25 protein-coding genes, 1 tRNA gene and 3 pseudogenes are annotated in these 23,382 nt (G+C 72.7%); 15 read left to right on the top strand and 14 right to left on the bottom strand.

What is annotated here, in order from left to right:
• Positions 1–92: 92 nt before the first annotated feature.
• The 3 genes and pseudogenes from AB0G63_RS11155 to AB0G63_RS11145 form a co-directional block, all read left to right on the top strand.
• Positions 93–1,154, top strand: coding sequence for a tetratricopeptide repeat protein (locus AB0G63_RS11155; protein WP_360747704.1), 1,062 nt, complete (start codon positions 93–95; stop codon positions 1,152–1,154).
• Positions 1,155–1,233: 79 nt separating this feature from the next.
• Positions 1,234–1,365 (top strand): hypothetical protein, encoded by a 132-nt coding sequence (locus tag AB0G63_RS11150; protein ID WP_360747701.1) that lies wholly within the window; start codon positions 1,234–1,236, stop codon positions 1,363–1,365.
• A gap of 197 nt (positions 1,366–1,562) precedes the next feature.
• Positions 1,563–2,276: pseudogene (locus AB0G63_RS11145) on the top strand (transposase); the annotation flags it as partial.
• On the opposite strand, the gene AB0G63_RS11140 reads toward AB0G63_RS11145, so the two are convergent.
• Entirely contained in the window at positions 2,277–2,933 is a 657-nt protein-coding gene (locus AB0G63_RS11140) for a class I SAM-dependent methyltransferase (protein ID WP_360747698.1), read from the bottom strand.
• A gap of 70 nt (positions 2,934–3,003) precedes the next feature.
• A complete protein-coding gene (locus tag AB0G63_RS11135) occupies positions 3,004–3,504 on the bottom strand; it encodes a hypothetical protein (RefSeq protein ID WP_360747695.1) in 501 nt (166 codons plus the stop codon).
• 347 nt (positions 3,505–3,851) lie between these two features.
• Between AB0G63_RS11135 and AB0G63_RS11130 the strand changes: the two genes are divergently transcribed.
• The gene (locus AB0G63_RS11130) at positions 3,852–4,604 is read left to right on the top strand and encodes a DUF6879 family protein (RefSeq protein ID WP_360747692.1); all 753 of its coding nucleotides are present in this window, start codon (positions 3,852–3,854) and stop codon (positions 4,602–4,604) included.
• 10 nt (positions 4,605–4,614) lie between these two features.
• Positions 4,615–5,466: a helix-turn-helix transcriptional regulator gene (locus AB0G63_RS11125; RefSeq protein WP_360747689.1), complete on the top strand. Its 852-nt coding sequence runs from the start codon at positions 4,615–4,617 to the stop codon at positions 5,464–5,466.
• 148 nt (positions 5,467–5,614) lie between these two features.
• On the opposite strand, the gene AB0G63_RS11120 is transcribed toward AB0G63_RS11125, so the two are convergent.
• Both AB0G63_RS11120 and AB0G63_RS11115 read right to left on the bottom strand, forming a co-directional pair.
• Complete coding sequence (locus tag AB0G63_RS11120) at positions 5,615–5,818, bottom strand: DUF397 domain-containing protein (RefSeq protein WP_360747686.1); 204 nt, start codon at positions 5,816–5,818, stop codon at positions 5,615–5,617.
• Positions 5,815–6,645, bottom strand: a complete 831-nt coding sequence (locus AB0G63_RS11115) for a helix-turn-helix transcriptional regulator (protein ID WP_360747683.1) — start codon at positions 6,643–6,645, stop codon at positions 5,815–5,817. The genes AB0G63_RS11120 and AB0G63_RS11115 overlap by 4 nt, the downstream gene beginning before the upstream one ends.
• Before the next feature lie 241 nt (positions 6,646–6,886).
• Between AB0G63_RS11115 and AB0G63_RS11110 the strand changes: the two are divergent.
• Positions 6,887–7,195 (top strand): annotated as a pseudogene (locus AB0G63_RS11110) (ATP-binding protein); the annotation flags it as partial.
• A 166-nt stretch (positions 7,196–7,361) separates the two neighbouring features.
• On the opposite strand, the pseudogene AB0G63_RS11105 reads toward AB0G63_RS11110, so the two are convergent.
• Positions 7,362–7,988 (bottom strand): annotated as a pseudogene (locus AB0G63_RS11105) (SAM-dependent methyltransferase); the annotation flags it as partial.
• Positions 7,989–8,434: 446 nt separating this feature from the next.
• Positions 8,435–8,508, bottom strand: a tRNA-Pro gene (locus tag AB0G63_RS11100).
• 146 nt (positions 8,509–8,654) lie between these two features.
• On the opposite strand from AB0G63_RS11100, the gene AB0G63_RS11095 reads away from it, so the two are divergent.
• Positions 8,655–9,167: a DUF309 domain-containing protein gene (locus AB0G63_RS11095; RefSeq protein ID WP_360747680.1), complete on the top strand. Its 513-nt coding sequence runs from the start codon at positions 8,655–8,657 to the stop codon at positions 9,165–9,167.
• 88 nt (positions 9,168–9,255) lie between these two features.
• Entirely contained in the window at positions 9,256–10,026 is a 771-nt protein-coding gene (cobF, locus tag AB0G63_RS11090; RefSeq protein ID WP_360747677.1) for a precorrin-6A synthase (deacetylating), read from the top strand.
• Between the two features lie 21 nt (positions 10,027–10,047).
• Here cobF and AB0G63_RS11085 read toward each other — a convergent pair whose 3' ends face one another.
• The 4 genes from AB0G63_RS11085 to rpmG form a co-directional block, all read right to left on the bottom strand.
• The gene (locus tag AB0G63_RS11085) at positions 10,048–10,794 is read right to left on the bottom strand and encodes a cobalt-precorrin-6A reductase (protein WP_360747674.1); all 747 of its coding nucleotides are present in this window, start codon (positions 10,792–10,794) and stop codon (positions 10,048–10,050) included.
• 113 nt (positions 10,795–10,907) lie between these two features.
• On the bottom strand, positions 10,908–11,030 hold the full coding sequence (locus AB0G63_RS11080) for a ribosomal protein bL36 (protein ID WP_360747671.1): 123 nt from the start codon (positions 11,028–11,030) through the stop codon (positions 10,908–10,910).
• A 128-nt stretch (positions 11,031–11,158) separates the two neighbouring features.
• Positions 11,159–11,422, bottom strand: a complete 264-nt coding sequence (locus tag AB0G63_RS11075) for a type B 50S ribosomal protein L31 (protein WP_360747668.1) — start codon at positions 11,420–11,422, stop codon at positions 11,159–11,161.
• Between the two features lie 44 nt (positions 11,423–11,466).
• Entirely contained in the window at positions 11,467–11,631 is a 165-nt protein-coding gene (rpmG, locus tag AB0G63_RS11070) for a 50S ribosomal protein L33 (RefSeq protein WP_324785832.1), read from the bottom strand.
• 138 nt (positions 11,632–11,769) lie between these two features.
• Here rpmG and AB0G63_RS11065 point away from each other — a divergent pair, with 138 nt between their 5' ends.
• Positions 11,770–12,606, top strand: coding sequence for an HAD-IIA family hydrolase (locus tag AB0G63_RS11065; protein ID WP_360747664.1), 837 nt, complete (start codon positions 11,770–11,772; stop codon positions 12,604–12,606).
• Here the strand turns inward: AB0G63_RS11065 and AB0G63_RS11060 are convergent.
• Both AB0G63_RS11060 and AB0G63_RS11055 read right to left on the bottom strand, forming a co-directional pair.
• Entirely contained in the window at positions 12,592–13,374 is a 783-nt protein-coding gene (locus tag AB0G63_RS11060; protein WP_360747663.1) for a sulfite exporter TauE/SafE family protein, read from the bottom strand. The genes AB0G63_RS11065 and AB0G63_RS11060 overlap by 15 nt on opposite strands.
• Positions 13,375–13,540: 166 nt before the next feature.
• Complete coding sequence (locus AB0G63_RS11055; RefSeq protein WP_360747660.1) at positions 13,541–14,728, bottom strand: thiolase family protein; 1,188 nt, start codon at positions 14,726–14,728, stop codon at positions 13,541–13,543.
• Between the two features lie 136 nt (positions 14,729–14,864).
• On the opposite strand from AB0G63_RS11055, the gene AB0G63_RS11050 reads away from it, so the two are divergent.
• The 3 genes from AB0G63_RS11050 (at position 14,865) to AB0G63_RS11040 (ending at position 17,133) form a co-directional block, all read left to right on the top strand.
• Complete coding sequence (locus tag AB0G63_RS11050; RefSeq protein WP_360747657.1) at positions 14,865–15,674, top strand: lysophospholipase; 810 nt, start codon at positions 14,865–14,867, stop codon at positions 15,672–15,674.
• A 189-nt stretch (positions 15,675–15,863) separates the two neighbouring features.
• Entirely contained in the window at positions 15,864–16,346 is a 483-nt protein-coding gene (locus tag AB0G63_RS11045) for a DNA starvation/stationary phase protection protein (RefSeq protein ID WP_360747654.1), read from the top strand.
• Between the two features lie 139 nt (positions 16,347–16,485).
• The gene (locus tag AB0G63_RS11040; protein WP_360747651.1) at positions 16,486–17,133 is read left to right on the top strand and encodes an endonuclease; all 648 of its coding nucleotides are present in this window, start codon (positions 16,486–16,488) and stop codon (positions 17,131–17,133) included.
• A 159-nt stretch (positions 17,134–17,292) separates the two neighbouring features.
• Here the strand turns inward: AB0G63_RS11040 and AB0G63_RS11035 are convergent, their stop codons facing one another.
• Entirely contained in the window at positions 17,293–18,159 is an 867-nt protein-coding gene (locus AB0G63_RS11035) for a Cof-type HAD-IIB family hydrolase (RefSeq protein WP_360747648.1), read from the bottom strand.
• A gap of 64 nt (positions 18,160–18,223) precedes the next feature.
• Entirely contained in the window at positions 18,224–19,771 is a 1,548-nt protein-coding gene (locus AB0G63_RS11030) for a cytochrome (protein WP_360747645.1), read from the bottom strand.
• 196 nt (positions 19,772–19,967) lie between these two features.
• On the opposite strand from AB0G63_RS11030, the gene AB0G63_RS11025 reads away from it, so the two are divergent.
• The 3 genes from AB0G63_RS11025 to AB0G63_RS11015 are packed head-to-tail and all read left to right on the top strand — an operon-like array spanning position 19,968 to position 23,359.
• Entirely contained in the window at positions 19,968–20,780 is an 813-nt protein-coding gene (locus tag AB0G63_RS11025; RefSeq protein ID WP_360747642.1) for an SAM-dependent methyltransferase, read from the top strand.
• A 40-nt stretch (positions 20,781–20,820) separates the two neighbouring features.
• Entirely contained in the window at positions 20,821–22,224 is a 1,404-nt protein-coding gene (locus AB0G63_RS11020) for a glutamine synthetase family protein (RefSeq protein WP_360747639.1), read from the top strand.
• Position 22,225: 1 nt separating this feature from the next.
• Positions 22,226–23,359: an amidohydrolase family protein gene (locus AB0G63_RS11015; RefSeq protein ID WP_360747636.1), complete on the top strand. Its 1,134-nt coding sequence runs from the start codon at positions 22,226–22,228 to the stop codon at positions 23,357–23,359.
• Positions 23,360–23,382: the final 23 nt, after the last annotated feature.

The following is a 23,382-nucleotide window of genomic DNA, read 5'->3' as shown; positions in this document are numbered from 1 at the left end:
CGCGCCCGCGGGGGGGGCCCGCCCCCCCCCCCGGCGCGCCCCCCCCCGCGGCGCGGTCCTGGCTGACCGCCGAGCGGGCGAACCTGCTGGCCGTGGAGCGGCACGCGCGCAGCCAGGGCCACCCCGGCCCCGCCGCCCGGCTCGCCTATGCCATGGCCGGCCACCTCAACGAGGAGTGCCACTGGCACGACGCCCGGATCGTGCTGGAGAACGCCGTCGACCACTGGTCCCACACCGGCGAGCAGGCCGCGCTGTGCCGCGCCCTGCTCCACCTCAGCGCGGTCCACGCGCACACCGCCCGCTACCAGGAGGCCGCCGACAGCGGCGACCGGGCCCTGCGCATCGCGCGCGCGACGGGGGACGCGGAGGCGGAGGCCGAGGTGCTGCGTACGCTCGGCACCCTGCACTGGCACCTGGGCGACCACCGGGCGGCACTCGCCCGCTTCCAGAAGTCGTACGCCATCGTCGCGGTGTCCGGGGATTCCCTGGCCCGCGCCCGCCTGCACAACAACATGGCGGTCACCCTGCTGTTCCTCGGCGATCACGATCGCGCACTGGAACATTTCGACAAGGCCCTGCGCGGGTTCACCGAGGCCGGCGATCACGCGGCCGTGGGCAAGACGCTCAACAACATGGGCGACCTGCACATGCGCCGCGGAGACCTGCGGTCCGCCCGAGGCTCGCTGGAGGAGGCACTGTCGATCCTCGAACACGGCGGAAACCGCTACGACCGCGCCACGGTGCGCAGCAGCCTGGCCGACGCGCTGACGGAAATGGGTGACATCTCCGCAGCGCTCCCGCTCTATCGGGAGGCGCTCGCGGAATTCGGCGCACTCGGTGACCGCAAGAGCCAGGCCGACGCCTTGATCGGCCTGGGCGAGGCGCACCGCAGAGCGGGCGACGCGGAGGGGGCGGTGCGGCATCTGACGGAGGCCCTGGACGTCGCCCGTCTGATCGGCGCCGCGCACCAGGAGATCCGGGCGCTGCGGCGCACCGGGCAGGCCCATCTCGACGCGGGTCGGCCCGGCACGGCGAGGGAGCACCTGGAGGCCGCGATCTCCATGGCCGAGCGCACCCACGACCTCGACGAGAAGGCGCGGGCGGAGAGCGTTCTGACAGGCACCCTGAGCGGCAACTACCGGCAAAGACAGTGAACTTCTTCGATTTCACAGGAAGCTGATCATCAGATAATCTCCCTGCCCCGGTAGTGGATCAAGGGAGAGTGCTGTTCACGTGAGGATGATGCGCAGCTGCACCGTCATCGTCGGCCTGGTCGTCGCCTTCGGCGTCCTCGGCGCGGCGAGCGCTACGGCAGCGGAGCCGGTCTCCGGCAAGGACGGATGCATCATGATGCGGGATCAGTGAAAGGGCTGGGCCACGCACCGGGGTGACAGCACCCGCCGTCACCCCACCCTTCGGACGGGGGGCCGAGCGCGCACGGCACTCGCGGTACGCGTCGCCCTGAATGTGGTTTTCCGCATCGACTTCGCGGCGGTGACAGACGCCGGACCGAGGCCGCCTTCCTCACCTCTCGCCGACCGGGCAAGCGTCAAGTCCGGTGGCTGCTGCGGCCGGGCAGGGCGAGCAGCGACACCGCCGCCGACCACATCGAGACCACCCGCCTGGCACTGGCCCAGCTGCCGGGAAAGTTCCGGCGCGGCCGGCGCACCCTGATCCGCACCGACTCCGCCGGCGGCACCCACACGTTCCTCGACCGGCCTCACCGCGCGCGGGCGGTGGCTGCCGTACTCAGTGGGCATGACCATCACCGAGCAGATCCATCAGGCGGTGCTGAAGATCCCCGCCTCGGCATGGACGCCGGCCGTCGAACCCGGCGGTGAGATCCTTGACGGTGTCTGGGTCGCCGAACTCGCCGGAGATGTCCTGGACTGCCGGCCCAAGGGCATGTGGCTGATCGTCCGTAAGCAACGCCCGCGCCCCGGCGCCCAGTTGCGCTTCACCGATGCCGACGGCATGCGCCTGACGGCGTTCGCCACCAACACCAAAACGTCCCGATCCCGGCACTGGAACTGCGGCACCGCCGGCGGGCCCGCGCCGAGGACCGCATCCGCGCCGCCCGCGCCACCGGACTGCGCAATCTTCCACGACAGCGCACAGAACCAGGCCTGGCTGGAGATCGCCCAGATCGCCCTCGACCCGCTGGCCTGGATGCCGATGCTCGCCCTGGCGACCCGGCCCGACTGTGGGAACCCAAGCGCCTGCGACTGCGGCTGTTCTCCGCCGCCTCCCAGCTTGTTGATGACCGGCGTCGCCGTTCACGGAGCGACCGCGCACACGAGGAGCGTCCCGATGTGCCCAGGCTCAGGGGCATCGAGGACACGCACGTCGGCCGTGGCGAACCCGGCCCGGGTGAGCAGGCGCTCCCAGACGGCTGGGCGGTAGCTGTAGCGGTAGGTGAACATCGCCTTGCCCGCGAAGCCTCCCTTGTACATGCCCTGCGGCCCGTACGCGCCAGGAATGGCCGGCGGCTGAGAGAAGACAAAGACGCCGCCGGATGTGAGCCGTCGGCGGACAAGCGGGAAGAGGCGGCTCGGGTCCGTGAACCATGCGGCACCGAAGATCGAGTAGACGGCGTCGTACTCGCCCTCGTGCTCGCTCAGGTACTCCAGGACCTCGGAGCACACGAACTCCGCGCCGGTGTCGGCCCACTTCCTGGTGGTCTTCTTCACCATGACGGGGGAGAGGTCCACCCCCCGGGCCGTGACGCCGCGTTCTGCGAGATAGGCGAGGGCGCGGCCGGTGCCGCAGCCGATCTCCAGGACGGAGCGAGGGTCGCCGAGCAGTTCCGGGCCGGGGCCGTGACCGGCGTACTGGGTCCAGCAGAAGCTCGGCTCCGCGTCGTCCTTGAAGGCGGAAGCGGCGAAGGTGTCCCACAGCTCCGCCTCGGCGGCGATGTCGTGTTGTGCGGGCAAGGCGATTCCTCTTCGCAGTGGCTGGCCCCTGACCTCCGGGGGCCGGGGACAGGGGCCAGCGTTGGACGGTTCAGTGGCTGTCGGGGACCTTGTTGTCACATGGCGAGCACTCCGTGCCGTCGATCGCCCACAGCTCCTCGTCGACGTGGAAGCCGATGGACTTCAGGAAGTCCGCCGTGCGCAGGCACAGACCGTCGCGCCGACGCTCGATGAACGGGGCGTGGTGCTTGTAGCGGCCCTCGTTGTACACGTCGCAGAGCGCCCACCACACCGGCGTGTCGAGGATGAGCTGGTGAACGCCGATGTCGACGAGCTTGCCGACGCCCAGGTGGACCTCCGGGTGCTCCATGCAGCCGATGGTGTACATCACGGCGTTGCCGAGGATACGTTCGGCCATGTCGCGGACCATGGTGTGGTCGCGCAGCAGCAGAGCCACCTCGCGGTCCCAGAGGGTCATGCCACCGTCCAGCACGTTGATCGTCAGGTGCTTGATGCGCGGCTGGACTGCGTTGAGGAGTTCCTTGGGACCCCGCGTGCGGGTGCTCGCGGGCCGGTCGAGCGTGACGGTCATGGACTGCTCCTTCGAGGAAAGTTCGTGTGGTACCGATGTGAGCCCGTCCCGCCTTTCAGCCCGTCCTGGGCTGCAAGCGCGGGTCAGGCGCCTTACAGATCCCGCTCCAGAGGATTACCGGTTGGCCTGGTGGACCCGTGCGGGTCGGCGGTGTTCCGTTCTCTCGTGGCCATGAGCAGGACGCTAGAAGGCGGCTGCTGTCTGGCGGTACGCTGTTTTCTCGAATTTGCTCGTCGCACTGCCTAAGTTGCTGGTGTTTTCTCCCGAACCCTGCCGACACCCGTAGTGCCAGGCCGAAGCCCCGACCATGCTGATGGGGTCAGCACCCCTCAGAAGGGAGAGCGTCCATGGTTCGTCGGTTGCGCTTCACCGGCACGGACAGCAAGGTCGACGGTTGCCCCGCCCTGCACACGGACGAAGGCACCGGCGAGATCATCGTCCAGGGCACGCCCGTCACCGATCCCGAAGACCTCGCGCAGCTCCAGCACTTCGGAGTGGACGAGGCAGCGGTGGCCGTGCCACGCGAACTGCTCGTGAACTGGGGGCCGAAGGAGATGGAGCGGGTGCCGGAACTCGTGGACCGCGCCACCTTCCGCCGCCTGTTCGAGACCTTCGAGCACACCGCCTGGCGGCTGGAGACACGGCGCGGTTACGCGTCGGACCGGCAGGATCCCGACTTTCAGGCGTTCCTGGCCACCGGCTCGTCGCCCTGCGACCCCGACGAACCCTGGTTCGTCAACATCAAGGCCCAGACGGGCGCCGGCAAGACGGTCGGCCGGGTCCGCATCGCCGACAACCCGCCCACCGTGGAACAACGGTTCCTGCTCGACTACGCCCGGCACAACGCCGCCTTCGGCGAGGACATCCGGTACCTGTGGCGCGAGGACGCCGCGCGGGCCGGCCTGCCGGCTGAGGACTTCTGGCTCTTCGATTCACGGCTGGTCGCCCTGCTGCACTTCGATGACGAGGACAACCTGCTCGACATCGAGCTGATCACCGAACCGGCTGAGGTCGTGCGGTACGCCATCGTGCGCGACGCGGCGATGCACCACGCGATCCCGCGCGACCAGTTCGCCGCGCAGGTGGCCCCGAGCGAATAGCGCGTGACCGGTGAGCACTGACTACCAGCAGGCACGGACGGCGTTGGGTGCGCGGCTGCGCGAACTCCGTTTCACGTGCCCCAGCGGTCGGCTCACCGGCCGGCAGCTCGCGCAGCGCCTCGGCTGGCCGGGCTCCAAGGTCAGCAAACTGGAAAACGGCAGGCAGACGGCCACCCCCGAGGACCTGAGGGCGTGGGCCGACGCGACCGGGCAGCCGGGTGTCTACCCCGAACTCGCTGCCCGACTGGCCGGGTTCGAATCGCACATCCGGTCATGGCGGCGAGCACTGGCGAACGGCTTCAAGCCCCTTCACGAGGGGCTGAGCGCCGAGATCGACCGCACATCGCAGATGTGGGTCTGGGAAGAGTCGGTGATCGCCGGACTGCTGCAAACCCCGGAGTACGCCCGCCACGTCATCCAGCGGTACGCGGAGCTGCTGGGCGGAGCCGCCGACATCGAGGCAGCCGTCCGCTCCCGGGTGCAGCGCCAGGAATGGCTGTACCGGTCCGGCCGCAAGCTGCACGTGTTGATGTGGGAGGCCGCGTTGCGGTCGCTGATCTGCCCGCCCTCGGTGCTGGCGAGCCAACTCGACCGCCTCAACGGCATGATCGGTATGGACACGGTCGAGCTGGGAGTCATCCCCTTCACCGCGGCTGTCAAGATCGTGCCTGCCAACGGCTTCTGGGTGCTCGACGACCGGTTGGTCGTCGCCGAGGACTGGCACGCCGAACTGTGGCTGGACGACGCCGACAACATCGCCTTGTACAAGAAGGTCTGGAAGACCCTCAACGAGTCGGCGGTGTACGGGGCCGACGCCCACAACGTCATCAACTCGGCCCGCCGAGCGTTGAACGCGCGCTGACCACGTTGTGGGCGTGCGTCCGAGGAACCGGGTCGTGAGCGCCACACCACCGAGGCCTGCCGTCCGGATGGCACGTTGGGGGGCGACTCCCGTTGGGACGTGCGCAGGGCCCTGCGCACGCACACGCCTGCCCAGGGCCCTGTCCCTGTCAGAGTGCCGCGAACTCGACGAACGCGGTCCAGGTCGTGGGCTTCACGGCCAGTGAAGCCCAGGTTGTGTCCTTCGAGTCGCGGACGTGAACCCTGCCGGGGGTGGTGGCGACCTCTACGCATTCGCCGCCGTCACCAGCGCTGTAACTGCTCTTGAACCAAGCCAGTCCGTCCAGGCCGAGCATGGCCATCTCCCCGCTCATGTCTCTCCCAACAGCCTCTCGATCAACGAACGTGATTCTGCCGGAGTGTAGGCCTGCGCGCGTAGGGACCCGTACGTTCGTTCAAGTTCCCGGACCTTCTGCCGCTCCGTGTGAACACGGCTGTCGCCCTGTACCTCCGCGTAGGCGATCCTGCGCCCATCCTTCATCTCCATCAAGGTGAACGGGCCGGCCAGTCCCGCATGTTCCTGACGAGAGAGCGGCATCACCTGGATCTCCACGTTCCGCTTCTCCTCGATAAGCAGAAGCTGCTCCAACTGCCCCCGCCACACCACCTCACCACCGAGCGGGCGCAGAAGTACGGCCTCCTCGATCACAAAGCTCAGGTGTGGAGCGGGCCGTCGGTCGAAGATCTCCTGTCGGGCCAGTCGTGCGGCCAACCGCTGCTCGATGACCACTTCGTCCAGTTGTGGGCGCCACATGGCGAACACCGCCCGCGCATACTCCTGCGTCTGCAGGAGTCCTGGCACAGCCTGGATGGCGTACACGTGCAGCACGACCGCCTCGGCTTCCAACTTGGCCGCATCCCGGAAGAACGCCGGATACTGAGCCCGAGCCACCTCCTCCTTGCTCGCGCTCAGTACCCCACCCGCTCCCAGCAGGTCATCCGCCTGATCGATGAACTTGGGCGGTGGAATACGTCTCCCTTGCTCGAACGAGGCGATCGTCGAGGCCGAGTACCCGGTCAACGAACCGAACTTCGGGCGATCCATCCCCGCCCGCTCCCGGAACAACTTCAAATGCCGCCCGAACACGCACAACATGCCCGTTCCGACCTCGTACTCCGGCTGCTGAACCTCGTCGTCCACGTCGCAGCTCCTCCCGTACGACCATCCCCGTCACCAGACTCCACCGGGCGAACGCACAGCCCGAAAACCGGTCACGCCCGACACCACGTACAGGCACGCCGACCACGTGTACAGCCCGCACCGGTCAGCACGTCGCTGCTGTTCAACGCTACGCAGAGTCCGCGAACGTTGACTGCATGAAGTCAGCAACTCTCCCGAACGAGCATGTGCCACAGCGTCTCGGCCCGAACGCGAGTTCACCATGCGCTTCACCTCGACCCCACGCGGTGCGCGCCTCGCCCGCCGGCTCGTCTCGCACCGCCTGGACGACTGGGGGCACCCGTACACGACCCCGGTCAACGAGACGCTCACCCTCATCACGGCCGAACTCAGCGCCAACGCCGTGTGCCATGGTCACGTGCCCGGTCGGGACTTCCACATCCAGCTCACCCTGGTCGAGGGCACCTTCCGGATCGAGGTGACCGACACCCGCGCCGAGAAGCAGCCCCCGCCCACTCCCCCGGCCCCGGACCCCGCATCCGAGTCCGGCCGCGGCCTCCACCTCGTCGCCGCCCTCGCGGACGACTGGGGCGTCACCCCTCATCCAGCCGCCCCCGGCAAGACCGTTTGGGCCGAGCTGCGCGTACCGACCGGAGGCCACCCGGGCACACACCCGGTGGCCCCTCGCCCGGCCGAGACGGCATCGGCGCACGGGCACGATGCCGAGTCGTTCCCGGCTACTTCTTCACGGCGGCGCGACGGCCTCGCGTTGCAGCCGGGGGGACGCCAATTGCGGAGTTCGTCGTCCGTGCTCGCCCTGCTTCTGCTGGGGGTAACCGGCGAAGAAGTCCGCCGGGGAGCCGCTGTAGAGCAGCCTGCAAGGAACGGGTTGATCTCCTCGGTGGACAGTAGGGTGTTGGTGAAGTACGTGGCGAGGGCCTGCGCCTGCTCCCGGTGGTCCCAGCCGGCCCACCCTTACAGCTCGGGGGTGGCGGCGCTGGTCTGCCCGTAGGAGATGAACCGCTCATTGGGCACGTCCAGCTTGCCGCGCGCCTTCCAGTAGGACGGGCGGAGGAAGTCGGCCGAGGTCTACTTCGGCGGCACGGGGATGGAGTCCCGGATCTTCCGCTTGGCAGGCTCATCCGGCGCGGCGTCCTGCTTGCGCTGGAGGTCCCACACTTCTTCCCAGTCGGCACGCTTCTTGAGCCCGGCGGGCTTGTAACGCAGGGCGGCGAGGAACGGCACATGCTCGTCGGTGATCAGCTCGGCGACGACCTTGGCGAGTTCCTTGCGGGTGGCGTAGAGCTTGGCGACGGAACGAAGTCCTTGTCACGGGAGAGGGCGTCGGCGAGACGGGCCAGCGTGTGCACCCACAGCACGGCCAGCCGGAACGGGCCGGCCTCGTGCCGTGCCCGCCGCAAGGCCGCACGGAACTGCCCGGCGTCGGAGTAGTCGGCCGGCAGGGGCAGCACCTCGCCGGGAGGCGCGGCGGCGTCGGCCAGCGCGTTCAGCGCCGCTTCGCTCCGGGCGACCACGGCGGTACGCCGGCCGTCGGCCGCCAGCCCGCGGACGACACCGGCGAGCATGCCCGTGCCGCCCACGACGAGGGCCGGCGGCGGAACGGACGGACCGAGCCGGGACAAGGAGACCGAGAAGGACAACGGCTTCTGAGCTCTCGTGATCGTCAGGTGTTGGCAGCCGAATGTGTCGTCGTACAGGGCGCTCGGTGCGGCCGGGACATGGTCGAAGGGCCCCACCCCGCTGTGCGAGATGGAGCCCTTCGATCTGCGACTACGGAGCGAAGCTCCCGTCGGGACGACAGGATTTGAACCTGCGACCCCTTGACCCCCAGTCAAGTGCGCTACCAAGCTGCGCCACGTCCCGGTGCGCCGCACACGGTCGGCCGTGTGATCGCGCGGACATTACTTTACCCCACGCGCGGGGCCGGGCCGAAGCGGGCTCGGGGCGCGGGGGCACGGGGGTGCGGGGCACGGGGGTTCGGGGGCACGGGGGCGCGGGACAATCGGCGTATGGATGACACGGGCTCGAAGCGGCAGGCGGGCGTGCGGGACCGGGACGGTGCGGGGCGGGCTCGCAGCGCGCGCCCCCGGGACGGGCTCGGGCGGCCCCTGCCGTACGGGGTGCAGGGCGTGGCCCGGCAGCCCGAGGGGGTCGTGCGCACGCCGGAACGGACGGTCGCCGAGGCCCAGGAGCTGCTGGACGCGGGCAGGCCCTTCCACGCGCACGAGGTGTTCGAGGACGCCTGGAAGTCGGGGCCCGAGCAGGAGCGGGGGTTGTGGCGGGGCCTGGCCCAGCTCGCCGTGGGGCTCACGCACGCCGCCCGGGGGAACGTCACGGGCGGTGCCCGGCTGCTGCGGCGGGGCGCCGGGAACGTCGCGGAGTGGGCGGCGCACTCGGGGGTGCGGCGGCCGTACGGGATGGATCTCGCGGGGCTGGATGTGTGGGCGCGGGAGCTGGCCGACGGCGTGGAGCGGGACGGCGGGGCCGTGGATCCGGCGGCGCGGGCGCCCAGGCTGCGGTGAGGCGGCCGGGCGGGGCGGACGTGGTGCGGATGCCGGCCGGGGTGGACGCGGCGCGGGCGTTGTCAGTGGCGTGCGGCAGACTCGGGGCGTGCGAAAGATTCATGTCATCGGTATCGGCGCAGGCGACCCCGACCAGCTGACCCTGCAGGCGGTCAAGGTGCTGCGCGGCACGGACGTCTTCTTCGTCCTGGACAAGGGCGAGGTGAAGAACGACCTCACCCGGCTGCGCCGGGACATGCTGGACGCGCACCTGCCGCAGGGGTCGTACCGCGTGGTCGAGGCGCGGGACCCGGAGCGGGACCGCAGCGCGGGCGGGTCCGCCTACTCCCCCGCCGTCGGGGACTGGCGCAGCGCCCGCGCCGGCATCTACGAGCGGCTGATCGCCGAGGAGCTGGGCGAGGACGAGAGCGGGGCGTTCCTGGTGTGGGGGGATCCCGCGCTGTACGACAGCACGCTCGGGATCCTGGAGGAGGTGCTGGCGCGGGGCGCGGTCGCCTTCGAGTACGACGTCGTGCCGGGCATCAGCAGCGTCTCGGCGCTCGTCGCCCGGCACCGCACGGGGCTGAACCGGGTCGCCCGTCCGGTCCAGATCACCACCGGCCGGCGGCTCGCGGAAGGGTTCCCCGAGGACGTGGACGACGTGGTGGTGATGCTGGACGCCCACCAGACGTTCCGGAAGTACGCCGACCAGGACATCGACATCTACTGGGGGGCGTACATAGGCACGCCGGACGAGATCCTGGTCTCCGGCCCGATCGCGGAGGCCGCCGGCCGCATCGAGCGGCTGCGGGCCGAGGCCCGGGAGCGCAAGGGCTGGATCATGGACACGTATCTGCTGCGGCGGCACCGCGGGGAGTAGGCCGGGGCGGGCGGGCGCCGGTCACGGCGCGGTGAGGCCGAGGCGGGCGAGCACCCCGGCCACGTCGGGCACCGCGGTCACGCCGTACGGCAGCGGTGGCCGCTGGAGGACCACGACGGGCAGGGCGAGTTCGCGCGCGGCCGTCAGCTTGGCGGCCGTCGCCTCTCCCCCGCTGTCCTTGGTCACCACCACGTCGACCACGAACTCCCGCAGCAGCGCGGTCTCATCGGCCACCGTGAACGGCCCGCGGGCGAGCAGCACCTCGGTGTGCGGCGGCACGGGGGGCTCGGGCGGCTCCACCGACCGTACGACGAAGTGGAGTTCCGTCAGGTGGGCGAATGCGGCGAGACCCAGGCGCCCCGTGGTGAGGAACACCCGGCGGCCGAGCGAGGGCAGCAGGCCGGCCGCCGCGGTGAGCGACGGGACCGGGTGCCAGCGGTCGCCGGGGCCCGGCTGCCAGCCGGGGCGGCGCAGCACCACCGCCGGCACGCCGGTCTCCGCCGCGGCCCGCGCCGCGTTCGCGGTGATCGACTCGGCGAACGGGTGGGTGGCGTCGACGAGGGCGTCCACGCGCTGCTCGCGCAGCCAGCCGGCCAGGCCCGGCGCGCCGCCGAATCCGCCGACGCGCACCTCTCCCGCCAGCGCGCCCGGCCGATTCACGCGCCCGGCGAGGGACGTGGTGACACGCGTGCCGGGGCGTGCGGTGAGGACGGCGGCCAGTTCGCGGGCCTCGGCGGTGCCGCCGAGGATCAGGACGTGCGGGGACATGCCAGGAGCGTACGAGGTCCGCGGGCGGACAAGGGCGAGGGCCCGCCCGAGGCTGCCGCCGACACGGGCGGGCGGCCGCCCGGAACGGACGGCCGCCCGCGATCGCGGTGTCGTCAGCCCTGACGGGCCTTGAAGCGCGGGTCCTTCGTGTTGAGCACGTAGGTGACGCCCCGCCCGCGGACCACCTGGGCGCCGGGGCGGGACTTCAGCGCGCGCAGGGACTTGCGCACCTTCATGGGTGGACTCTCCTCGTTCTCCGGAAACTTCCCCGGGGTTCTCAGGGGTTCCCCGGGGTTCTCAGGGGTTCCCCGGGGGCTCCGGGGTTCCCCAGAGGTCTCCGGGGTTCCCCGGGCGCCGGGCGGCGTCAGTGCCGGGCTGTGGCCCTGCGGCGGCCGTAGCGGCGCTCGAAGCGCTCCACACGGCCGGCGGTGTCCAGGACCCGCTGGTTCCCGGTGTAGAAGGGGTGGCTCGCCGACGAGATCTCGACGTCGATGAGCGGGTAGGTGTTGCCGTCCTCCCACTCGATCGTCCGGGGCGAGTCGGCGGTGGAGCGGGTCAGGAAGGCGACGTCCGCGGCGCGGTCTCGGAAGACCACCGGACGGGTGACGGGATGGATGCGGGGCTTCACGGTGTTTCCTTCCTCGTGGCCGTCCGCCGGATGGCGGAGGTTCGTCAGCGCGTCTCCCGGAACGGGACGTGCGCCGCGGCCACCGGGTCGTACTTGCGCAGGACCAGCCGGTCGGGGTGGTTCTGCCGGTTCTTGCGGGTCACGTAGGTGACGCCGGTTCCGGCCGTCGACCTCAGCGTGACGACGGGGCGCGCCTTGCTGCGTGCCATGAGGGTCATCTCCTTTCACCCACGCCGCGGACCGGGATCGATTTCCTTGATCCGGGCATGTCAATCACAGCCGGTCCAACAACGCCCCCCGCCGTCGCATTCCCGCCCCGGGCGCCTCTTCGCGGCTATCGTCCGGGCATGGAGTCTGTACGTGCCGTGCTCATCGACATCGACGGAGTCCTCACCGTCTCCTGGCGGCCGCTGCCGGGTGCGGTGGAGGCGCTGCGGGAGATCCGCTCGGCCGGGTTCGGCGTCGCGCTGGTCACCAACACGACCTCCCGGACGCGGGCCGTGATCGCCGGGACGCTGCGCGAGGCGGGGTTCCCGGTGGACGCGCGGGACATCCTGACGGCTCCCGTCGTCACGGCCGCCCATCTCGCCGAGCACGCCCCCGGGGCCCGCTGCCTGCTGCTGAACAGCGGGGACATCGCGGAGGACCTCGGGGACGTGACCCTCGTCGACCCGGAGGCCCCGGAGGACGCGGAGGACCCGGATGCCCCGGAGGGCGCGGCCGGGGGGCCGGACGTCGTCATCGTCGGGGGCGCCGGTCCCGAGTTCGGCTACGCGGCGCTCAACCGGGCGTTCCGGCACGTCCGGCGCGGGGCGCGGCTGGTCGCCGTGCACCGCAACCTGTACTGGCGCACCGACGAGGGGCTGCAGCTCGACTCCGGCGCCTTCCTGCTGGGGCTGGAGAAGGCGGCCGGCGTCGAGGCCGAGGTCGTCGGCAAGCCGTCCCGCGCGTTCTTCGAGGCGGCGCTGGCCCGGCTCGGGGCCCGCGCCGGCGAAGCGGTGATGATCGGGGACGACGTCGAGTCGGACGTGCTGGCGGCGCAGGCGGCCGGGATCACCGGGGTGCTGGTGCGGACCGGCAAGTACCGGCCGGACACGCTCCGGACGGCGAGCGGCAGGCCGGACCACGTGATCGACTCCTTCGCGGAGCTGCCCGCGCTGCTGCGGGGGTCAGTGCAGCAGTAGCTGCACCCCGCCGACCACGGTCGCCGCGATGACGAGCTGTTCGAACAGCCGTTGGTTGATCCGGGTCACGGCCCATTTGCCGAGCAGCGCGCCCGGTACGACGAACACCGCGAGCGCGGCGTCGAGGAGCAGCGAGCGGCCGTCGATCAGGCCGAGACCGGCGCTGAAGGGCAGCTTGGAGACGTTGACGATGAGGAAGAAGAAGGCCGACGTGCCGAGGAAGCCGAGCTTGCGGAAGCCCGCGGACAGCAGGTACAGCGACATCACCGGGCCGCCCGCGTTGGCGACCATCGTGGTGAAGCCGCCTAGGACGCCGTAGGAGCGGGCCTTGGCGCGGCCCGCCCGGCCGGCCCGGCCGGTGACCGGTTCGGGCTCCCGGTCGGCGTCGGCCGTGCGCCGCCGCCACACCGTCACCGCCGCCATCAGCAGCAGGATCGCGCCGATGGAGGTCCGCACGACGGCGTCGTCGGCCCACACCAGGAACAGCGTGCCGACGACCACGCCCGCGGCGACGGCCGGGAACAGCCGCCACAGCGTGGGCCAGTGGGCGTGCCGCCGGTAGGTGAGGACGGCGAGCACGTCCCCGGCGATCAGGACCGGCAGGAGTACGCCGGTGGAGGCCCGGGCCGGAAGCACCGCCGCGAAGATGGCGAGACTCACGGTGTTGGCCCCGCTCACGGCGGTCTTCGAGAAGCCGACCAGGAGGGCCGCGAAGGCGAGGGCGGCGAATCCCCAGCCGGTTATGTGCCACAGCGTCATCGTGTCCATGCGGGCACCGATGCTATGCGCAGGCGTCCGGAGCGGTAAGGACCGTCTCGCCAGTCGGCCCCGCAGCCAGCCAGTCGGCCCCGCAGCCACGTCGCAGCCGCCCCGCAGCAGCCCCCCGCGCCCCGCTCGGTGCCCCTCGCTGCCCCTCGCTGCCCCTCGGTGCAGCTCAGTGCCGCTCGACGAGCACCGCGCTGCCCTGGCCCACGCCCACGCACATGGTCGCCAGCCCGCGCCGCGCCCGCGTGCGCCGCATCCGGTGCAGCAGGGTCGTCAGGATGCGGGCGCCGGAGCAGCCGAGCGGGTGGCCGAGGGCGATCGCGCCGCCGCTCGGGTTGACCAGGTCCGGGTCGATGCCGAGCTGGTCGACGCAGGCGAGGGCCTGGGCGGCGAAGGCCTCGTTGAACTCGGCCTCCTCGATGTCGCCGATCCCCCAGTCGACGCGGGCCAGCGCCCGGCGCGTTGCGGGGACCGGCCCGATGCCCATCACGTCGGGGTGGACGCCTGCCGAGGCGCCGGCGACGTACCGGCCCAGCGACTCCAGGCCCAGTTCGTTCAGGGCCTCCTCGCTGACCAGCAGCAGACCGGCCGCGCCGTCGTTCATCGGCGAGGCGTTGCCCGCGGTGACCGTGCCGCCCGGGCGGAAGACAGGCTTGAGCCGGGCCAGCTTCTCGGGGGAGGTGTCCTCGCGGATGCACTCGTCGGCGTCGACGACGGCCCCGTCCGGGCGCCGCACCGGCAGCAGTTCGTCGTCGAAGTGGCCGTTCGCGCGCGCCGCGGCGGCCAGCCGGTGGCTGCGCAGGGCGAAGCCGTCCTGCCGCTCACGGGAGACGCCGTACCGCTCGGCGACCTCCTCGGCGGTCTCGCCCATCGACAGCAGACCGTGCAGCTCCCGCATCGCGGGGTTGACCAGACGCCAGCCGAGGCGGGTGTCGGCGGTCTCCATCCGGTGCGGGAGGGCCTCGTCCGGGCGGGGCAGCACGAAGGGGGCGCGGCTCATCGACTCGGAGCCGCCCGCGAGCACGATGTCGGCCTCGCCCGCGGCGATGGTGCGGGCGGCGGCGGTGACCGCCTCCAGGCCGGAGGCGCACAGGCGGTTGACGGTGGCGCCGGGGACGGACGCGGGCAGGCCCGCGAGGAGGGCGGCCATGCGGGCGACGTTGCGGTTGTCCTCGCCGGCCTGGTTCGCGGCGCCCCAGTAGACGTCGTCGACGCGCGCCGGGTCGAGGGCGGGCACGTCGGCGACGAGACCGCGGATCACGGCCGCGGCGAGATCGTCGGGCCGCACGCCGGAGAGGGCTCCGCGCAGTCTGCCGATGGGGGTGCGGCGGGCGGCCGCGAAGTGGACGGGACGCACGAACAGGACTCCTGACCGACGGCACACGGCGACAATTAATTAGCGATGCTAGTTTTGGACTATAGAACGCCGCCTCGCCCGCTGGGAAGATTCCCGGCAGGGTCCTGGCCGACACAGCCTGAGGAGACGAGGAGACATGGCCGACTCCCGCGTGCGCGTCCTGCCGGGTCGCCGCGGCTCGCTCGCCGTACACGAGTGGCCGCGGGAACGGCCCCGGTACCTGGCGCTGGTGGCGCACGGCTACGGGGAACACGCCGGCCGGTACGCGGAACTGGCCGGTGTCCTGGCCGGGCACGGGGCGGCGGTGTTCGCGCCCGACCACATGGGCCACGGCAGGTCGGCGGGCGAACGGGTGCTGATCGACGACTTCGAGGACGTGGTCGCCGACCTGCGCACGGTGGCGGAACTGGCGCGGGCCGACTTCCCGGACGTGCCGGTGGTCCTCGTCGGGCACTCCATGGGCGGGCTGATCGCGGCCCGTTACGCCCAGCGGTACGGCGCCGAGCTCGCCGCGCTGGTGCTGTCCGGGCCGGTGATCGGCGCGTGGGAGCTGCCGGGACGACTGCTCGCCCTCGACGAGATCCCGGACACGCCCGTCAGCCCCGCCGCGCTCTCCCGCGATCCGCGGGTGGGCGCGGCGTACGCGGCGGACCCGCTGGTCTGGCACGGGCCGATGAAGCGGCCGACGGTGCGGGCGTTCGCCCGTACCCTGCGGGCCGTGGCCGAGGGCGGCGACGTCGGCCCGCTCCCGCTGCTGTGGCTGCACGGCGACGACGACCGGCTCGTCCCGCTCGCCGGCAGCCGGATCGGAGTCGAGCGGCTCAGCGGCGGCCGCCTCACCGAGCGGATCCGGCACGGCGCCCGGCACGAGGTCTTCCACGAGACGGACCGGGCGGAGGTCTTCGCGGAGCTCACCCGGTTCCTGGACGGCGTCCTCGCGGGCTGAACCCGGCCCACGGCGCCGCGTTTGCACCACTTCGCCCAGGGCACCCGCGCCCGCGTGGAGTGGTTGCGGAGCGCTGCCTGCGTGGGCGCGGCCCCCGGATCGTTCTTCCCGGTGAGTACGACGGGGCCGGACCGGCGGGGCACCGCCGCCGCACATGTCCCCGGACCACGCGAGGAGGAGGACCCCGCTATGACCGTCGTGAAGAGCACCCTGCCCGAAGAGGCCCGGCAGGTGGTCCGCACCGCGCTCCAGGACACGCTCGTGGACCTGCTCGGGCTGTCGCTGACCGGCAAGCAGGCGCACTGGAACATCGTGGGACCGAGGTTCCGCTCGATCCACCTCCAGCTCGACGAGATCGTCGGCACGGCACGCGCCCACGCCGACACGGTGGCGGAGCGGGCCGCGGCGCTCGGCGATCCGCCGGACGGCCGGCCGGAGACCGTCGCCAAGGACTTCGGCCTGCCCGTGCCGGCGCGGGGCTGGCTGCGGGACTCCGACGTCGTCCAGCTGATGGTGGACTCCCTGGAGGCCGCGATCGGGCGGCTGCGCGAGCGCATCGACGCGACCGAGAAGGCCGACCTGGTCACCCAGGACCTGCTGATCACCGTCACCGCCGACCTGGAGAAGCAGCGCTGGATGTTCGCCGCGGAGAACGTGCCGCGCGGCGACTGAACGACCCACGGGAGGGACACGTGATGACCCACGCCCCCGAACTCGCCGCCCCCGAACTCGACGCGCCGCGGTCCGCGAAGCCGCGCAGGACACGGAACCGGAAGCGGCGCACCGGCCTCAGCGAAGGCCCGCTGAAGCCATGAGCACGCAGCAGGACGTCGTACGGGAACTCGTCCGCGCCCACGGGACGACACTCGCCGAGGAGGCGGGCATCACCCTGCGGGACACCCCGCAGCCGCTGTACCGGCTGCTGGTCCTCGCGGTCCTGCTCAGCGCGCGTATCCGCGCCTCCGTCGCCGTCGCGACCGCCCGTGAGCTTCACCGGGCCGGGCTGCGCGACCCGCGCCGGATGGCGGGGGCCGACCGGCAGGAACGCGTCGACGCACTGGGCCGGGGTGGCTACCGGCGCTACGACGAGCGGACGGCCACCCAACTCGGCGACGGCGCACGGCTGTTGATCGAGCGGTGGGGCGGCGATCTGCGCCGGATGCGCACGGCGGCGCACGGCGAGGCCACCGGACTGCGCCGTCTGCTGCAGGAGGTCCCCGGCATGGGGCCCACGGGCGCGGACATCTTCCTGCGCGAGGTGCAGGACGTGTGGCCGGAGACCGCGCCGTACCTGGACCGCAAGGCGCTGGCCGGGGCGGAGCGGCTCGGACTGCCGGCCGACCCCGACCGGCTGGTGGAGCTGGCCGGTGACGTCCGGCCGGCCGTGCTGGCGGCCGGGCTGGTGCGGGCGGCGCTGGACAAGGAGGTGGCCGAGGACAGTCTCCGCCGCGCCGCGTGACACCGCCACGCCACGTGAGACACGTGGTGAGACACCGGCACGCCGCGTGAGCCACGTGGTGAGACACCAACACACCGCGTGAGACGCCGAAGCGCCGCTCGACGCCTGACGCCCTCACCGCTTGCGAAGGAGTCCGGCGCCGCCTCGGGCGCCGGCGGCTCAGAGTCGTACGGGCAGGTCCAGGACGCGCGTGATGGTGCGCAGGACGCCGTTGTCGTTGTTGGAGGGGGCCAGGTGGCGGGCCCGCGCGACGACGTCCGGGTGGGCGCCCGCCACCGCGTAGGACCACTCCGCGGCGTCCAGCATCCCCAGGTCGTTGAGGTAGTCGCCGAACACCATGGTCTGCTCCGGTGTGATGCCCAGCTCCCGCTGGAGCCGGCGCACCGCCGCGCCCTTGTCGGCGGTGCGGTTCATCACGTCGACCCAGTGCTCGCCGGAGACGACGACCCGGTGGGTCGCGGCGAGGTCCGCCAGCGCCGGGGCGGTGGTCCGGGCGGCCGCGCCGAAGTCGAAGAGGGCCACCTTGACGACGTCGTCGCCGACCTCCGTGGCGTCCTCGACGACGCGGTGCTCGACGTAGTACTTGCGCACCTCGGCCAGGAACGCCTCGTCGGCGCGCTCGACGTAGGCGGACCGCTTCCCGCAGACGACGGCGCCCACGTCCACGCCCCGCGCCGCCAGTCGCCGTACGGCGTGCACGACGCGGGCGGCGACGCCGGGCTCCAGCGGGTCGGAGCTCAGTTCCACGCCGTCGCGCACGACGTGCGCGCCGTTCTCCGCGATGAACACCATGCCCTCGGCGACGTCGGCGAAGTCCCGTGCCAGGGTGGCGTACTGGCGGCCGCTCGCCGGACTGAACAGCACGCCGCGCCGGCGCAGTTCGGTCAGGGTGTCCCACAGCCCGGGCGGGATCCGCTTGGCGTCGTCCAGGAGCGTGCCGTCCATGTCGGTGACGATCAGCCGGATGCCGGCGGCCCCGGCGCACGGGCCGGGAGTGCCGAGGAGGGGCGCGGGGACGGAGGACATGACCTGCTTCCGGTAGGGGACGGCGTCGGTCTCCTCACCCTATGCGAGGGCTCCGGGACCCAGGTCAGCCGCCCGAGCGGATCAGTCCGGTCAGGTACCGCCACAGCGACGACCGCCGCCTGGCCGCCGGACCGCCGCCCGCCGGACCGGCGGGCCCGGAAGCCGCTGCGGGCCCGTCCGGCGCGGCCTCCTCCGCCACGCCCGCCCCGGTCTCCCCGGTCCCGGCCGGTCCGGCACCATCGGTCCCGGCCGGTACGACGCCGGCGCCCCCGGTCCCGGCCGGTCCGTCCTCCTCCGGCTCCGGCGCACGGGCGGCGACGGCCGGACCGGCGAGCACGTAGCGCACCGGCAGCGAGCGCAGTCCCCGCATGAACGGCGAGGAGCGCCAGGGCAGTTGGTCCACGGGAAGGGCGAGCTCCAGGTGCGCGAACCGTTCGGCCAAGCGGCTCACGCCGACCGCCGCGATGGCCGACGCCAGCTCGCGGGCGGGGCACTGGCGCGGGCCCGCGCCCCAGGACAGGTGGGCCCGGCTGCTGATGCCGGCGCCCGGCGTCATCCGCGCGGCGAAGAGCGGGTCGGCGTGCGCGGCGGCGGCGGAGACCCACACGGGGTCGCCCGCGCGGACGGTGTAGGCGCCGAGCCGGGTGTCCTCGGCGGCGAACCGCGGCACGAAGTTGACCAGCGGCGGCTTGCGCATGACCACGCGGTTCATGGTCTCCCGCACCATCCCGGCGGACAGTGTGGAGCGCACGCCGCCGTCGGGCTCGCCGGAGATCACCTCGACGACGGTGTTGGAGATCAGGATGCCGACGTGGTCGGAGGTCATGCCGAGCAGCATGAACAGCTCGCGGGCCAGCTCGTCGACGGTGAGGTCCGGGTGGGCGGCGAGGAGGTGGGAGGGGAAGTCGTCGCCCGGCTCGGCGGCCTTGGCGGCGGCCAGTTCCGTGAGGGTCACCAGCAGCCGCTCGAGGGCGGGTCCGGCGTCCGGGCCGGCGTCCAGCACCCGCCACATGTCCATCAGGGCGTCGTCGCCCTGCGACCCGGGGAAGCCGAGCAGATGGCTCGCCGCCATCAGCGGCAGCGGGCGCGAGAACTGGGCGGACAGGTCGGCCGTGCCCGTGCCGCCGCCCTGCGCGAGCAGGGTGATCAGCTCGTCGGCGTAACCGGTGACGGCCGCCTTCAGCCGCTTGGCCTGGGGCCGGCGCGGGTCCTGGAAGGGGCGCAGCGCGGCGTCCCAGGCGGTGCGCAGCGCGCGGTGGCCGCTGCCGCCCTGGATCAGCACGTGGTTGACCTCGAGGGAGGGGGCGAGCGGCCAGTCGGCCGGCACCCGGCCCTCGGTGCGGGCCCGCCAGTTCTCCAGGCCCTTGGGCCAGGCGGCGTCGTCCTGGAGCACCTGGAGCGACTCGCGGTAGCCCAGCACGAGCCAGGCGGGCACGCCCAGCAGGTCGACCGGGGCGACCGGGCCGTGGCGCTGCCGCAGCCGCTCGTGGACGAGCCCGGGCCGCGTCTCGTAGTCCCGGGTCAGCAGGGGCTCGGCGGCCAGGTCCTCCAGCGGCGTGCCGTCCGGGCGCGCGGTCGCTTCGTCCCCGTCGTCGACCAGGTGGATGTCCATGTCCCGCCGCCGCCCCCTTCGACACCGACCCCGAATCGGGGGGACCCTATCCCAGCGCCCGGGCGGGCCGGACCGCGGGGTACTCACCGGTAGCAAGGAGTGCGGGCAGGTGACCGTGGCGAATCCCGGGACAGGCTGATCATCGCCACGGCACAATGACGGCGACGGCCACAGCGGCGCGAGAAGGAGCGAGAACGTGACGGACAGCCACACCCCGTCGGGCAGGTCGGCCAGGCTGAACACCGGCGTGGCGCACAACGCGCGGGTGTGGAACTACTGGATCGGCGGCAAGGACAACTACGAGGTCGACCGGCAGGTCGGCGAGCAGGTCGCCGGGATGATCCCGGTCATCCGGGACATCGCCCGCGCGGACCGCTGGTTCCTGGGCCGGGCCGTGCGGTTCCTCGCCGAGGAGCGCGAGGTGCGGCAGTTCCTGGACATCGGCACCGGGCTGCCGACGGCCGACAACACCCACGAGATCGCCCAGCGGATCGCGCCGGAGTCCCGGATCGTCTACGTCGACAACGACCCCATCGTGCTCGCCCACGCCCGCACCCTGCTCACCGGCAGCCGGGAGGGCGGCACCGACTACATCGACGCCGACGTGCGCGACCCGGACGCCATCCTCGAACACGCCGCGGCCACCCTGGACTTCACCCGTCCCGTCGCGGTCATGATGCTCGGCATCCTCAACTTCGTGCTCGACGACGGCGCGGCGCGGGACATCGTGCGGCGGATCATGGCCGCCGTCCCCTCCGGCAGCTTCCTGGTCCTCACCCACCCCACCTCCGATCCCGAGGTCGGCGGCGAGGGCCAGGTCGCGGCCATGAAGTTCTGGAACGACAACGCCACTCCCCCGATCACCGCCCGCAGCGGCGCGGACATCGCCGCGTTCTTCGAGGGACTGCGGCTGCTCGACCCGGGGCTGGTGTCGTGCTCGCGGTGGCGCGCCGAGCCCGACTCTTCCATGGTCGTACCGCAGTACGGAGCGGTGGCCGTGAAACCCTGACGCACGACGCCGGTCCGGCCGAGCCCGTCGAGGAGGACGCATGACCACCCTTGCCGACCCCGTCCCCGGAGGGCGACCCGGTGACGTCGAGCGGGCCACCGCCCGGAGCGCCGAGCTGACCGGCCGTGGAGTGCACGGTGTGGTGCTGTCCTACGTCGACACCGCGGGGATCGGCCGGGTGAAGACGGTCCCCACGGCGAAGCTGGCCGCCGCCGCGGCCTGGGGCGTCGGCATGTCCCCGGTGTTCGACACCTTCCTGGCGGACGACTCCATCGTCACCACCGACGTGCTCGGCTCCCCGGACGGGGATCTGCGGCTGTACCCCGACCTCGACCGGCTCACCGTCCTGGCGGGGCAGCCCGGCTGGGCGTGGGCGCCGGTCGACCGGATCACCCAGGAGGGCGAGCCGCATCCCGGATGCGGCCGCACGGTGCTGCGCCGGATCGTCGCCGACGCCGCCGAGCGGCACGGCGTCACCTTCCGGGCCGCGATCGAGGTCGAGTGGGCCGTCGGACGGGGAGACCGGCCCGACGGCGCGTTCGTGCCGGCGGTCACGGGTCCGGCGTACGGCGCGGTGCGCCAGGTCGAGTCGAGCGACTACGCGGCCGACCTGCTGGCGGCGCTCGCGGCGCAGGGCGTGGACGTGGAGCAGTTGCACCCCGAGTACGCGCCCGGACAGTTCGAGGTCTCGGTGGGCGCGCTCGATCCGGTCGCGGCGGCCGACCGCAGCGTGCTGGTGCGGCAGACGATCCGGGCGGTGGCCCGCCGGCACGGTCTCGTCGTCTCCTTCTCCCCGGCCGTCCTCGGGCAGGGCGTCGGCAACGGCGGCCACATCCACCTCTCCGCCTGGCGCGACGGCGTCAACCTGCACAGCGGTGGCGGGCACCGCTACGGCATGACCGCCGAGGCCGAGTCCTTCACAGCCGGGGTGCTGGCCCGGCTGCCGGCCCTGCTGGCCGTCACCGCGCCCAGCCCCGCCAGCTATCTGCGGCTCAGGCCCTCGCAGTGGGCCGGGGTGTTCACCGTCTGGGGCCGCGAGACCCGCGAGGCGGCGGTGCGGATCGTCACCGGCACGACGGGGCAGCGCGAGCGGGCGGCGAACCTGGAGGTGAAGCCGGTCGACCTGGCCGCCAACCCCTACCTCGCGCTGGCCTGCGTGATCGCGGCCGGCCTGGACGGCCTGACGTCGTCCGCCGCCCTGCCCGACGAGGTCACCGGCGACCCGGTCCGGCTGCCCGCCGCGGAGGCGGCGGCCCGCGGTGTACGCCGGCTGCCCGCCTCGCTCGCCGAGTCCGTCGCGGAGTTCCGCGCGGACGAGGTGGTGCGCGCCGCCCTGGGCCCGGTCCTCGCCGACGCCGTGATCGCCGTACGGGAGGGCGAGATCGCGGCGGCCGACGGGCTGGACGACGACGGGGTGGCGGCGGCCTACCGCTGGAAGTACTGACGTGGGCGCGGTACGGGAGGCGCTGGACGGGTGGCCGCTGACGGATCACCACTGCCACGGCGTGGTCGCCGCCGGCCTGCCCCGCGAGGAGTTCGAGCCGCTGCTCACCGAGGGCGGGGTGTGGCCCGGCGTCTCCCCGTTCGACAGCCCCGTGGGGGTGGCCGTCCGCCGCCACTGCGCTCCCCTGCTGGACCTGCCGCCGCACGCCCCGGCCGACGCGTACCTGGCCCGGCGCGCCGAACTGGGCGCGCGGGAGGTCAACCGGCGCTTCCTGACCGCCGCGGGGACGGACGTGTTCTGCGTGGACACCGGGTTCGCCCCGGACCGCAACCGCCTGACCACGCCCGAGCAGCTCGCGGCGGCCTGCGGCGGAAGGGCGTACGAGGTGGTGCGGCTGGAGAACGTCGCCGAGGCGGTGGCGGCGCGGGGCGTGCAGGCCGGCGCGTACGGAACCGCGTTCGTCGCCGCCGCGCGGGAGGCGGTGCGGCGGCCGGGCGTGGTCGCGGTGAAGTCCGTGGCCGCCTACCGCACCGGGTTCGACCTGGACCCGGCCCGTCCGGCGGACGCGGAGGTCACGCGGGCGGCGGGGCGGTGGCTGGCGCGCGGCGGCCGGCTCGCCGATCCCGTCCTCATGCGGCACCTGCTGTGGACCGCGGTGGGCCTCGGACTGCCCCTGCAACTGCACACCGGCTTCGGCGACAACGACCTCCGCATGCACCGGGCCGACCCCACCCACCTCACCGACTGGCTGCACCTGACCGCCGGGACGGTCCCGGTGCTGCTGCTGCACTGCTGGCCCTACCAGCGCCAGGCCGCCTACCTCTCGGCGGTGTTCGAGCAGGTGTACCTGGACGTCGGCCTCACCCTGCACCACGTCGGCCCCGCCCGGGCCCGGGCCGTCCTGGAGGAGGCCCTGGAGATCACCCCGTTCCGCAAGCTGCTGTACAGCTCCGACGCCTGCGGCCTGGCCGAGTTCTACTGGCTGGGAGCGCTGGCCTTCCGCCGGGGCCTCGCCGGTCTGCTGCAGGACCGGGTGGACGCCGACGAGCTGTGCCTGCCCGACGCGCTGCGGATCGCCCGGTGGGCGGCAGCGGACAATGCCCGCCGGATCTACCGTCTGTCCGACCCGTCCTGAAAGTATGATCAAGCAATGTCTGA

The organism is Streptomyces sp. NPDC020996 (genome assembly GCF_040641355.1).
In the GTDB taxonomy this organism is placed as follows: domain Bacteria; phylum Actinomycetota; class Actinomycetes; order Streptomycetales; family Streptomycetaceae; genus Streptomyces.
The sequence above is the reverse complement of the archived record's forward strand: the minus strand, read 5'-3'. Positions and strand labels throughout refer to the sequence as shown.